At 71.0% G+C, this 12419-nt stretch carries 10 protein-coding genes and 1 pseudogene; 8 read left to right on the forward strand and 3 right to left on the reverse strand.

The annotated features are described in order from the left end of the window. A partial coding sequence (locus D180_RS16365; protein ID WP_304412383.1) for a two-component regulator propeller domain-containing protein occupies window positions 1-630 on the reverse strand: 630 nt, incomplete at its 3' end. 231 nt (window positions 631-861) lie between these two features. Here D180_RS16365 and D180_RS16370 point away from each other — a divergent pair. From D180_RS16370 to D180_RS16380, 3 genes are read left to right on the forward strand one after another with little or no spacing between them, the layout of a single operon-like run. After that, entirely contained in the window at window positions 862-1530 is a 669-nt protein-coding gene (locus D180_RS16370) for a YceI family protein (protein WP_043091174.1), read from the forward strand. Next, window positions 1527-2093: a cytochrome b gene (locus D180_RS16375; RefSeq protein WP_017913645.1), complete on the forward strand. Its 567-nt coding sequence runs from the start codon at window positions 1527-1529 to the stop codon at window positions 2091-2093. Before D180_RS16370 ends, D180_RS16375 begins: the two co-directional genes overlap by 4 nt. 12 nt (window positions 2094-2105) lie before the next feature. Then, the gene (locus D180_RS16380) at window positions 2106-2675 is read left to right on the forward strand and encodes a YceI family protein (protein WP_017913646.1); all 570 of its coding nucleotides are present in this window, start codon (window positions 2106-2108) and stop codon (window positions 2673-2675) included. A gap of 77 nt (window positions 2676-2752) precedes the next feature. On the opposite strand, the gene D180_RS16385 is transcribed toward D180_RS16380, so the two are convergent. Continuing rightward, the gene (locus D180_RS16385) at window positions 2753-2992 is read right to left on the reverse strand and encodes a glutaredoxin family protein (RefSeq protein WP_017913647.1); all 240 of its coding nucleotides are present in this window, start codon (window positions 2990-2992) and stop codon (window positions 2753-2755) included. An 87-nt stretch (window positions 2993-3079) separates the two neighbouring features. Here D180_RS16385 and D180_RS16390 point away from each other — a divergent pair, with 87 nt between their 5' ends. From D180_RS16390 to D180_RS16405, 5 genes and pseudogenes are all read left to right on the forward strand, one after another. Further along, entirely contained in the window at window positions 3080-4462 is a 1383-nt protein-coding gene (locus tag D180_RS16390) for an L-serine ammonia-lyase (RefSeq protein WP_017913648.1), read from the forward strand. A 168-nt stretch (window positions 4463-4630) separates the two neighbouring features. After that, on the forward strand, window positions 4631-7663 hold the full coding sequence (locus D180_RS16395; RefSeq protein WP_232760541.1) for a ligand-binding sensor domain-containing diguanylate cyclase: 3033 nt from the start codon (window positions 4631-4633) through the stop codon (window positions 7661-7663). A 68-nt stretch (window positions 7664-7731) separates the two neighbouring features. Further along, complete coding sequence (locus D180_RS16400) at window positions 7732-8736, forward strand: alpha/beta hydrolase (RefSeq protein WP_017913650.1); 1005 nt, start codon at window positions 7732-7734, stop codon at window positions 8734-8736. A 443-nt stretch (window positions 8737-9179) separates the two neighbouring features. Then, window positions 9180-9641: pseudogene (locus tag D180_RS24650) on the forward strand (Ig-like domain-containing protein); the annotation flags it as partial. 270 nt (window positions 9642-9911) lie between these two features. Then, window positions 9912-11231, forward strand: a complete 1320-nt coding sequence (locus D180_RS16405) for a glycoside hydrolase family 18 protein (protein WP_232760543.1) — start codon at window positions 9912-9914, stop codon at window positions 11229-11231. 158 nt (window positions 11232-11389) lie between these two features. Here D180_RS16405 and D180_RS16410 read toward each other — a convergent pair. Beyond that, the coding region (locus tag D180_RS16410) for a homoserine dehydrogenase (RefSeq protein WP_017913652.1) at window positions 11390-12419 on the reverse strand (1030 nt) is incomplete at its 5' end.

Raw genomic sequence — 12419 nt, forward strand, 5'->3', positions numbered from 1 at the left:
GCGCACCAGGCCCTTGAAGGTACCCACCCACAGCACCCCGGCATCGTCGAAGGCCAGGGTCAGCACGGCGCTGTCGAGCAGCGCGTCCACCGCCGGATCGCCGGCGCGGATGCGCTGCACGCGGCCGTCGCCGCCCAGCCGGTACAGGCCGCCGCGGTAGGTGCCGAAGTACACCGCGTCGCCGCGGCTGGCGATGGCGAACACGTCGTCGCTGCGCATCGCCGGCTGCGTGGCCATGTTGAAGTGGCGGAAGCCGCGCCGGTCCGCGCCGAGCATGCTCAGGCCGCCGCCCTCGCAGGCCACCCAGATGCGGTCGCGCGCGTCGATGTGCAGGTCCTGCACGTAGTTGCAGCGCAACGAGGCGGGATCGGCCGGATCGTGGCGCCAGACCCGGAACTCGCGCCCATCGTAGCGGGCCAGGCCGTCGCCGCTGGCGATCCACAGATAGCCGTCGCGGTCCAGCTGCAACCCGGAGATATCGCTGGACGGCAGCCCCTGCTCGCCGGAGAACACCCGGAAGCGCGGCAGTTCCGGCACCGCGGCATTGGCATCGGCGCACACGCCGGCCAGCGCCAACAGGCAGGCCAGCCCCCAGCAGCGCCACCGGCGTGGGGGATGCGGGATGGGCATGGACATCGGCTCCGGCAAAGGACGTCGGCGGATGAACACCGGCGCACTGCCGGGGCCGGACGCGCGGCGCGCCCGCTCCGTATGCCGCTCGCCGCGGCAGCGTTCTTATACCCCGCGGCCGCGGAAAAATCACACCTGCCACCGCGCGCAACGAACCGTTACGCGCCGCAGGTACGCAGCCGGCCCGGACTGTGACTAGAATCCGGCGACCTCCCAGCGCGGCCCCGCTCCATGTTCAGACCCTCTCTCGTGGCCCTCCTGCTGGCCTTGCCGGGCGCCGCCCTGGCCGCGCCGGCGCAGTACGCGCTGGACCCGGTGCACACCCGGGTGCTGTTCGCGATCGAGCACGCCGGATTCTCCAAGGCGCTGGGCACCGTGTCCGGCAGCACCGGCACCCTGGTGTTCGACCCGGACGACTGGCGCAGCGCACGGCTGCAGGCGCGGGTGCCGTTGCAGCGGCTGGACCTGGGCGACGAGAAGTGGAACCGCGCCGCGCTGGCGCACAACCTGCTCGACGGCGAGCACTACCCGGAAGCGCAGTTCGTCTCCACCCGCGTCGAGCCGATCGACGCGCAGCACGCCAAGCTGATCGGGCAGCTGACGCTGCACGGCGTCACCCGCGAGGTGACCCTGGACGTGACCCTGAACGCAGTGAAGCGTCATCCGCTGCCGCCGTTCCGTCGCACCGCCGGCTTCTCCGCCACCACCACGCTGCAGCGCGCCGACTTCGGCATCAGTTCCTGGCCATCGGTGATCGGCGGCACGGTGGAACTGCGCATCGAGGCCGAGGCCACCCGCGAGGGCGGCGCCAAGGCCGAACCGGATCCGGCGCCGGGCACTCCGCCTGCCGCTCCCACCGACACCCCCACCGCGCCGGCGGCGCAGGACGGCACGCCATGAGCGCCCGCAATACCCCCGACCGCTGGGGCAGCGTCAGCCAGACCCTGCACTGGCTGATCGCCGCCCTGATCCTGCTGCTCGGCGTGGTCGGCCTGACCATGGGCGAACTGCCGAAGACGCCCAAGTATTTCTGGGTCTACACCGCGCACAAGTCGCTGGGCCTGACCGTGCTGGCGCTGGTGATCGTGCGGCTCGGCTGGCGCCTGTACGCCGGCGCGCCCAAGCCGGTGCCGGGCACCCCCGGCTGGCAGGAGCGCATCGCCGACGCCACCCACGCCTTGCTGTACGTGATGATCTTCGCCATCCCGCTGTCCGGCTGGCTGTACGACTCCGCCAGCGGCCTGCGCCCGTTCCGCTGGTTCGGCCTGGTCGCGGTGCCCAAGCTCAGCGCCCCGAACGGGCACCTGCGCGACCTGTCGCACACGGTGCACGAATGGGGCTTCTGGCTGCTGATCGCGGTGGTCCTGGCGCATGCCGGCGCCGCCTTCTACCACCACCTGTTCCAACGCGATGCCACCCTGGCGCGGATGTTGCCGCGCGGCTGGCTCACCCCCAAGTCCTGAGGAGCTGTTTCGATGTCCACCCGTTTCGCGTCCCCCGCCGCCGTCGCCGCCAGTCTGGTGGCCCTGCTCGCCGCTGCCCCCGCGGTGCAGGCCGCCGACTATGTGCAGGCCCCCGGCTCCACCCTGGTGTTCGCCAGCAAGTACGACGGCGAAGTGTTCACCGGCCAGTTCCCCGGCTTCGACACCAAGCTCAGCTTCGACCCGGCCAACCTGGCCGGCGCCAAGCTCGACGTCACCATCCCCCTGGCCGGCGCCAAGAGCGGCAACAACGACCGCGACTCCACCCTGCAGGGCGCGGACTTCTTCGACGTGGCCAAGTTCGCCACCGCGCACTACCGCGCCGACAAGTTCCGCGCGCTGGGCAACAACCAGTTCGCCGCCGACGGCACCCTGGAACTGCGCGGCGTGTCCAAGCCGGTGACCCTGACCTTCACCTGGACCCCGGGCGCGCAGCCGGTGCTGGCCGGCAAGGCCACCGTGAAGCGCCTGGACTTCGGCGTGGGCGGCGGCGACTGGGCCGACACCAAGACCATTCCCAACGAAACCGCGATCAGCACCAAGGTGGTGTTCAAGACGAAGTGATTCGCCACAGGCCGCGGGCGCGCGGCCGCTGAGCGGCGGATTTCCTCGTCGGGTCCGCCGCTTTTTTTATGCGCGGCTCACGCGCATTCGGCCGACGCCGCCAGCCAGGCGCGCACGCCGGCAACATCGAACGGCCAGTCCAGTTCGCGCCCGTCGGCGGCGCGCAGCACCGGCACGCGCACCCCGTAGCGCGCCTCCAGCGTCGCGTCGTCGTCGATGAACACGCTGTCCGGCTCGGCCACGCGCGCCTGCGCCAGCACCTGCAGGGCCTGGTCGCACAGATGGCAGTCGTCGCGCTGGTACAGGGTCAGGGACATGCTCGCGTCCTATGCTGCGCTGCGGACCTGGGCCGCGTGCCGGAAGCATAGAATAGATGGTCTTTCGCCCACCCCCTCGGCACGCGCATGGCTGTCAGTACCTTCGACCTGTTCAAGATCGGCATCGGGCCGAGTTCCTCGCACACGGTGGGGCCGATGCGCGCCGCCGAGCGCTTCGTGCACCGCTGGCTGTTCGACCAGGGCCGCCTGCAGGACGTGGTGCGCCTGCGCGCCGAAGTGTTCGGCTCGCTGGCCCTGACCGGGCGCGGCCACGGCACCGACAAGGCGGTGCTGCTGGGCCTGGAAGGCCAGCGCCCGAACCTGATCGATCCGGACATCATCCCCGGTGCGCTGGAGCGCATTCGCAGCAGCAAGCGCATCAACCTGCTGGGCCGGCACGAGATCGCCTTCGACGAGAAGCGCGACCTGGCGATGAACAAGCGACAGAAGCTGCCGTACCACACCAACGGCATGCGCTTCACCGCCTACGCCGCCAACGACGAAGTCATCGCCACGCGCGACTACTACTCGGTCGGCGGCGGGTTCGTGGTCAACCAGGACGACGCCGCCGACGACCGCATCGTCGCCGACGAGACGCCGCTGCCCTACCCGTTCAAGAGCGGCGACGAGCTGCTGGCGCAGGCCGCGCGCAGCGGCCTGAGCATCGCCGCGCTGATGTTCGAGAACGAGAAGTGCTGGCGCAGCGAGGACGAGATCCGCGCCGGCCTGCGCGAGATCTGGGGCGCGATGCAGGCCTGCGTGACCCGCGGCATCCGCGAGGAAGGCACCCTGCCCGGCGGCCTGCACGTGTCGCGGCGCGCGCCGGCGCTGTACCGCGAGCTGTCGTCCAAGCCGGAAGCGGCGATGCGCGATCCGCTGACCACGCTGGACTGGGTCAACCTGTACGCGCTGGCGGTCAACGAAGAGAACGCCGCCGGCGGTCGCGTGGTCACCGCACCCACCAACGGCGCGGCCGGGATCATCCCGGCGGTGCTGCACTACTTCGACCGCTTCTGCCCCGGCGCCGACGAACAGCGCGTGTTCGACTTCCTGCTCACCGCCGCGGCGATCGGCATCCTGTACAAGGAAAACGCCTCCATTTCCGGCGCCGAGGTCGGCTGCCAGGGCGAGGTCGGCGTGGCCTGCTCGATGGCCGCCGGCGGCCTGGTCGCCGCGCTCGGCGGCAAGCCGGGGCAGATCGAGAACGCGGCCGAGATCGGCATGGAGCACAACCTCGGCCTGACCTGCGACCCGATCGGCGGCCTGGTGCAGATCCCGTGCATCGAGCGCAACGCGATGGGCGCGGTCAAGGCGATCAACGCCAGCCGCATGGCGATGCGCGGCGACGGCAAGCACAAGGTGTCGCTGGACAAGGTGATCCGCACCATGCGCGACACCGGCCGCGACATGCAGGACAAGTACAAGGAAACCAGCCGCGGCGGGCTGGCGGTGAACGTCATCGAGTGCTGAGCCAGCCCGATGGACGCTGGCCCGGGTGATCACCAGCGTCCTCGCTGCCGCGCGCATCAAGATCCGCGCGGCGTTGCCGCTAACGACAGAGACGTCGGCCGATCCGGCATGGGCATGCGCTTGCGGTTTCCACACGCCTCCTGGCGCCTGCTGGCGCTACAGCTGGCCATGCTCTCGACAGCGTGGAGCGCATGCGTGCCGCAGGCGCGGGCACTGCAGCCGGACAAGCAGTTCCATCACTACGAGCGCGAAGGCTGGGGGCTGGACCAGGGCCTGCCGCAGCTGAGCGTGCAGGCGTTCGCCCAGGACCGTCAGGGCTATCTGTGGATCGGCACGATGGGCGGGCTGACCCGCTTCGACGGCGTGCGCATGACCTCGTTCAACGAGGGCGCGCCGGCGCACCTGCCCGGCAACCTGATCAAGGCGCTGCACGCGGACGCCGCCGGCACGCTGTGGATCGGCACCTACCGCGGCCTGTCGCGCTACCGCGACGGACGCTTCACCACGCTGCTGCCGCAGGACCCGCAGGCGCCGTTGCTCAATATCGAAGCGATCGCGACCGACGCGCACGGCAGCGTACTGGTCGCGGCGCAGGATGGCGTCTACGCGGTGCAGGGCGATCGCCTGCAGCTGCGCCACCGCATCGCCGGCGGCGCCTACACGCTGCTGCCGCGCGCCGACGCGCTGTGGGTGGGCACGCGTGGCGCGGTGCTGCGCTTCGTCGCCGGCCAGGACGCGCCGGAGTCGCTGGCACTGCCGCAGGAGGCCGGCGCGACGCCGGTGCAGCATCTGCTGGAGGCGCAAGGCACGCTCTGGGCCGGCACCCGCGACGGCCTGCAGCTGCGCCGCGACAGCCGCTGGCAATGGCTGCCCGACCCGACCGGGACCAGCCGGCGCGCGGTGCAGGCCCTGTTCGAGGACAGCGACCACAACCTGTGGGTGGGACAGCCCGGCGCGCTGCTGCGCGTGCGCGATGGCGCCATCGTCGAACGCAACCCGGAAAACAAGCCGAACGTCGGCGTCAACGCCATCTTCGAGGACCGCGAGCGCAACCTGTGGCTGGGCAGCAGCTGGAACGGCGCAACCCGGCTGTGGAACGGCTGGACGCGCCGCTACAGCACGCACGAGGGCCTGGACGACGCGCTGGTGTGGACCCTGGCGCGCGATCCGGACGGATCGCTGTGGGTCGGCACCGACAGCGGCCTGTCGCAGCTGCGCGATGGCCGCTACCAACCGCGCCTGAGCCTGGCGCAGTTGCACAACGAGGCGCCCTATACCTTACTGGCCGAACCCGGCCAGCTGTGGATCGGCACCCGCCATGGCGCCGCCCTGTACCGCGACGGCCGGCTCATCCAGCCGGACTGGCTGGCGCCGCTGCGCGACCTGCAGATCAGCGGGATCGTCCGCGATCGCGCGCAGCGGCTGTGGTTCGCCAGCACCGACGGCCTGTTCCGCGCCGACGGCACGCGGCTGCGCCGCTACGGCACGGCTGAGGGCCTGCGCGATCCGCGCGTGCGGCTGATCCACGAGACCCGCGACGGGCGCCTGTTGATCGGCGCGCAGTCGGGCCTGTACGCGCTGCGCGACGAGCGCTTGGTCGCGCTGGCGCCGCCGGGCTCGGCGCTGGCCAGCGCCGACGTCACCGCGATCCACGAGCTGCCCGGCGGGCAATGGCTGGTCGGCACCCTCAACGAGCAGTTGTGGCTGTTCGACGGCGCGCACTGGTACGCGTTCGGGGAACAGGATGGGCTGCCGGTGAACGCCGCGTTCTTCATCGCCGACGACGGCCGCGGCGCGATCTGGGTGGCCGGCCTGCGCGGGGTCTACCGCGTGCGCCTGGCCGACCTGCTGCGCCATGCGGCGTCGCCACAGGCGCCGCTGAACGCCGAACTGATGCTCACCGAGCGCGCGCAGCGCCATGGCGGCGTGCAGGGCATGTGCTGCAACGGCGCCGGCAACGGCAAGGGCTTCATCGAGCACGGCGCGCTGTGGCTGCCCAGCCGCGACGGCGTGGTCGCGCTCGACACCGCCGGCATCGTCAAGAATCCGGTGGCGCCGCAGCCGGTGGTGGAGCGGGTGCGTGCGCTGGGCCAGTGGCTGACGCCGCAGGCGCTGCCCGCACCGCTGCCGGAAGGCGCGCGCGACCTCGACTTCGAGTTCACCGCCGCCTCGTTCCAGGCGCCGCAGAACGTCGAGCTGCGCTACCGCCTGCTCGGCTACGACCGCGGCTGGCGCACCCTCGACGACATCCGCCAGCGCGCGGTCAGCTACACCAACCTGCCCGGCGGCGACTACGTCTTCGAAGTCACCGGCAGCAACAACGCCGGCGTGTGGGCGGCCGCGCCGGCGCGGCTGCCGCTGCGGATCGCGCTGCGCTTCCAGGAGACGCCGTTCTACAGGCTGCTGCTGACGCTGGGCGCGTTCGCCCTGCTGCTGTGCGCGGTGGCCCTGGCGCGGCTGCACAACCGGCGCCAGCGCGACATCCTCGAACGCCAGGTGCGCGAGCGCACCCAGGCGCTGCAGGCGGCCAACCAGCGCCTGCAGGAGGCCAGCTTCACCGACGAACTGACCCAGTTGCGCAACCGCCGCTACCTGTCGCTGCACATCCCCAGCGACATCGCGCTGTACCGGCGCATGGCCGCCAACGATGAGGACATGCTGTCCTCGGGCATGCTGTTCGCGCTGATCGACATCGACCACTTCAAATCGATCAACGACAGCGGCGGCCACCACACCGGCGACGCTGTGCTGCAGCAGATGGCGCAGTTGCTGGTGCGGCTGACCCGCGAAAGCGACTACGTGGTGCGCTGGGGCGGCGAGGAGTTCCTGCTGGTGCTGCGTTCGGCGCCGCGCGAGAACCTCACCATGGCCGCCGAACGGCTGTGCCGCTCGGTCGCCGCCCACCCCTTCGTGCTCGACCACGGCCGCCAGGGCCGGGTCACCTGCTCGATCGGGCTGGCCGAGTTCCCGTTCGTGCACGACCCGGACAACCTGCTCGGCTGGGAACAACTGCTGGTACTGGCCGACCGTGCGCTGTACCAAGCCAAGGCCAAGGGCCGCAACGGCTGGGCGGCGTACCGGCCGGTACTCGGTGCGCAGGCCGAACAAGTGCTGGCCGCGCTGCAGGAACCGCTCGCGCGGATGCAGCACCACGCCTGCCTGACCCTGGTGCACAACGGCGGCAGCCTGCCGCCCGTGTAACGCGTTGACGCATAGCAAGCGCAGGCCGGACTAAGGTCGTGGTCCATCACGCCTGTCGCCCTGCTCCCATGCGCCACTGCCTGCTGCTCGCCGCCCTCGCCCTGTCGCCGCCCGCCTCCGCCACCGATGCGCCGCCACGCTACGGCGCGCAACTGGAAGGCTTCGCCTATCCCTATCCGGTGCACTGGTACCGCTTCGAGTCGCAGCGCCAGCCGCTGCAGATGGCGTACATGGATGTGGCCCCGACCGGCACGCCGAACGGCCGCACCGTGGTGCTGCTGCACGGCAAGAACTTCTGCGCGGCGACCTGGGAATCGACCATCGCCGCGCTGGTGGCACAGGGGTATCGGGTGCTGGCGCCGGACCAGATCGGCTTCTGCAAGTCGAGCAAGCCGCAGGCCTACCAGTTCAGCTTCGCGCAACTGGCGGCCAATACCCATGCGTTGCTGCAGCAGGCCGGCGTGCGCCGCGCCGCGATCGTCGGCCATTCGATGGGCGGCATGCTCGCCGCGCACTACGCACTGCAGTACCCGCAGGACGTGAGCCAGCTGCTGCTGGTCAACCCGATCGGGCTGGAGGACTGGAAGGCCGCCGGCGTGCCGTGGCGCAGCGTCGATGCCTGGTACGCCAAGGAGCGCAAGACCGACGCGGCCTCGATCAAGCAATACCAGCAGACCGTCTACTACGGCGGACAGTGGAAGCCCGAGTACGACCGCTGGGTGAGCATGCAGGCTGGCCTGTACGCCGGCCCCGGCGGCGACCGCGTGGCCTGGAATCAGGCGCTGACCTCGGACATGGTGTTCAACCAGCCGGTGGTGCAGCGCTTCCCGCAACTGCGCGTGCCGACCACCCTGTTCATCGGCCAGCGCGACCGTACCGCGATCGGCAAGGACCTGGCGCCGCCGGCGCTGGCGGCGACCCTGGGCGACTACCCGGCCCTGGGCAAGCGCGCGGCCGCGGCGATTCCCGGCGCGCGCCTGGTCGCCTTCGACGACCTCGGCCATTCGCCGCAGGTGGAAGCGCCGCAACGGTTCAATGCGGCCTTGCTCGAGGCGCTGGGCACGGCGCCCTGAGCGCACGCACCCGCGACAGGTCCGGTGGCTGATCCTGCACGGCGGCGCGAACGCGTCTTGCCGCGGAATCTCCCGAGTCGTCGCAACACCAAGGCGGTAGCACCAACGAGCAACGCGCGCTGCACGCACCCGCCCGGCAGCGTGCCTCTCGCCCTGCACCACTCGCGCTTCGTCGCCCTCGACACACCCGCACTGCACCGCAGCATCGGACAACCATGAAAACGTTGTCATCGCAGTAATCCTGGATCTGTCTCGCATTCGTCGGATTTGTCGGTTGACAACGTTGTCTTCTCATTCGAACCCTGCGCGTGCCCGGTCCGCGTGCGAGTCAAACGACGTTGGCGCCACGCGTCTCCAAGCCCCGGGTGATCGGACTCAAGGAACCAGCTAGCGGCTCACCACCGCTCCTCAGTCGCGCTACCTACCGCATCGGAGGCGTCACCATGAACACGAAATCCGCTGGATCGTGGTTGCTGTTCTGCTGTCTCGTCCTGGCCGGCCTCGTGCCCGGCCAGGCCTGGGCCGCCGCATGTAGCGGCGTCGCCGCCTGGAACCCGGCCACCATCTACGCCGCCGGCGACACCCTGACCTACGCCGGCCACCTGTACCGCGCCAATGGGCCGATCTGGAACACCGCGCCGACCTACTGCACCAGTTGCGGCTGGTACCAGGACCTGGGCACCTGCGATGGCAGTTCGAGCAACCAGCCACCCAGCGTGGCGCTGACCGCGCCCACGACCGGCACGCGCTTCGTGGTCGGCAACACCATCACGTTGCAGGCGTCGGCCAGCGATCCGGACGGCAGCGTCGCGCGGGTCGAATTCTTCCGCGGCAGCACCTCGCTGGGCAGCGTGAGCGGCGCGCCGTACACGCTGGCCTGGAGCGGCGCGGCGGCCGGCGACTACAGCCTGACCGCAGTGGCCACCGACAACGCCGGCGCCCGCACCACCTCGGCCGCGGTCACGATCAGCATCGCGGCGCCGTCGACCGACACGACCGCCCCAAGCGTGCCGACCGGCCTGGCCGCCACCACGCGCGCCAGCAACGCCATCACCCTGACCTGGAATGCCGCCTCCGACAACGCCGGCGGCAGCGGCCTGGCCGGCTACGACATCCTCCGCGACGGCAATCGCGTGGGCACCTCCAGCACCACCGGCTACACCGACTCGGCGCTGATCGCCGACACTGCGTACGCCTACGCGGTCCGTGCCCGCGACAACGCCGGCAACGTCTCAGCCAGCAGCGCCACGCTGAGCGTGCGCACCCTGCCCGCCAGCGCCGGCGGCAGCAAGCGCGTGATCGGCTACTTCACCCAGTGGGGCATCTACGGCCGCAACTACCAGGTCCGCGACATCCAGGCCAGCGGCGCCGCCGGTTACCTGACCCACATCAACTACGCCTTCGGCAATGTCCGCAACAACCGCTGCGAAGTCGGCGTCACCCAACCCTCCGACAGCAGCACCGGCGTCGGCGGCGATGCCTTCGCCGACTACACCAAGGCGTTCTCCGCCGCGCAGAGCGTGGACGGCGTGGGCGATACCTGGGACCAACCACTGCGCGGCAACTGGAACCAGATGAAGAAGCTCAAGGCCGCGCATCCGGGGCTGAAGGTGCTGATCTCGCTGGGCGGCTGGACGTGGTCGCGCGGCTTCTCCAGCGCCGCGCGCGCCGAGAACCGCCAGGCCTTCGTCGCCTCGTGCATCGACGCCTACATCCGCGGCAACCTGCCGGTCACCGACGGCGCCGGCGGCGCAGCGGCCGCGGCCGGCGTGTTCGACGGCATCGACATCGACTGGGAATACCCGGTGGCGTGCGGCATCGCCTGCGGCAGCGCCGAAGACCGGCAGAACTTCACCGCGCTGCTGGCCGAGTTCCGCCGTCAGCTCGACCAGGTGCGGCCGGGGCTGCTGCTGACCGTGGCGGTCGGCGCCGGCATCGACAAGATCCGGGTCACCGACCCGAACCTGTACGCGCAATACCTGGACTACCTCAACGTGATGACCTACGACTTCCACGGCGCCTGGGATCCGCAGACCAACCACCACTCCGCGCTGTTCGAGTCGTCGGCCGATCCGTCCAGCGGCGACCAGCGCTACTACAACAGCAACGACGCCATCCAGGCCTTCCTCGACCGTGGCGTGCCCGCCGCCAAGCTCAACCTCGGCATCGGCTTCTACGGGCGCGGCTGGACCAACATGCCCAACGTCAACCACGGCCTGTACCAGAGCGGCAGCGCCGCACCGGGTACCTACGAGGCGGGCATCGAGGACTACAAGGTGCTGCGCGGCCGCGCCGGCACCAGCTATGTCGACGCGCAGGCGCATGCGCACTGGAAGTACGACGGCAGCACCTTCTGGAGCTACGACAACCCGGCGCTGGTCACCGAGAAGATGAACTACGTCAAGACCCAGGGCCTGGGCGGCGCGTTCTTCTGGGAATTCAGCGGCGACTACCAGGGCGAGTTGCTGAAGACCATGGGCCAGGGTCTGCAATGAGCTGCGGCGCCGGCCGTCGTGCAACGCGCGACGGCCGCGCCGCGTGACCCGCAGGCATCGGCGTGCAGGCAGCGTTGCCCACACGCCGACTGCCCGTCGGTATCGCCCCAGTCCGAACCGCGATGCCCGCACATGATGGCGGGCGTCGTTCGCTTCGCTCAGCGCACCGCGATCCGCAGCACGTCGTCGAGCAAGGCCGCCGCGGTGACATCGGCGCCCGCACCCGGCCCCTGGATCAGCAGCGGCTGCTGCAGGTAGCGGTCGCTGTGGATGGCGACGCGGTTGTCGGTGCCGGCACCGCTGGCCAATGGATGCGTCAGCGGCAGCACGCGCAGGCCCACCGAGGCGCCGTGCGCATCGAAGCGACCGACGAAGCGCAGGCAGGCGCCGGCGGCCTGTGCCTGCGCCAGGCGCGCCGCCAGCGGCGCGTCCAGTTGTTCGAGTGCGGCATCCAGTTGCGCCAGCGGCACCGTGGCCAGCGTGGCCGGCACCAGCGACTCCACCTGCACCTGCTCGGCACGCAACGGCAGGCCGGCGGCACGGGCCAGGATCAGCAGCTTGCGCCGCACGTCCTCGCCGGACAGGTCCTCGCGCGGATCGGGCTCGGTGTAGCCGGCGGCCGCGGCCTCGCGCACGCACGCGGAGAAGACGCGGTGGCCGTCGTAGCGATGCAGCAGCCAGGCCAGGGAGCCGGACAGCACGCCCTCCACCGCATGGATATGGTCGCCGCCGGCGACCAGCGCGCGCAGGCTGCTCAGCAACGGCAATCCCGCGCCGACCGTGGCGCTGTCGCCGTAATGGGTGCTGGCGGCATGCCGCGCGGCATGAATCTGTTCGGCCCGTGCCAGCGCGGCGCCCTGGCCGAGCTTGTTGGCGGTGACCACGTGCACGCCGCGCCGCAGCCACTCGGCATGGCGCTGCGCCACCGCCTCGCTGGCGGTGGCGTCGACCACGATGTCGCCCCGGCCCAGATCCTCCGGCAACGTCACCGCCTGCGCCGTGCGCGCGGCGGCATTGGCCGCGGCCAGCGCCTGCGCCGGCGTCACCGCGCAGTCGGCAACGGTACGCGAATTGGCCAGCCAGGCGAACGTCGGCAAGCCGGGCCGGCGCTGCTGCAACGCCTGGTAGCGCGCGACGAAGGCGCGACCGACGGTGCCGGTGCCGAGCAGGCCCAGCCGCGCGGTGGCC

Source organism: Xanthomonas sp. SHU 166 (genome assembly GCF_000364685.1).
Lineage (GTDB): Bacteria > Pseudomonadota > Gammaproteobacteria > Xanthomonadales > Xanthomonadaceae > Xanthomonas_A > Xanthomonas_A sontii.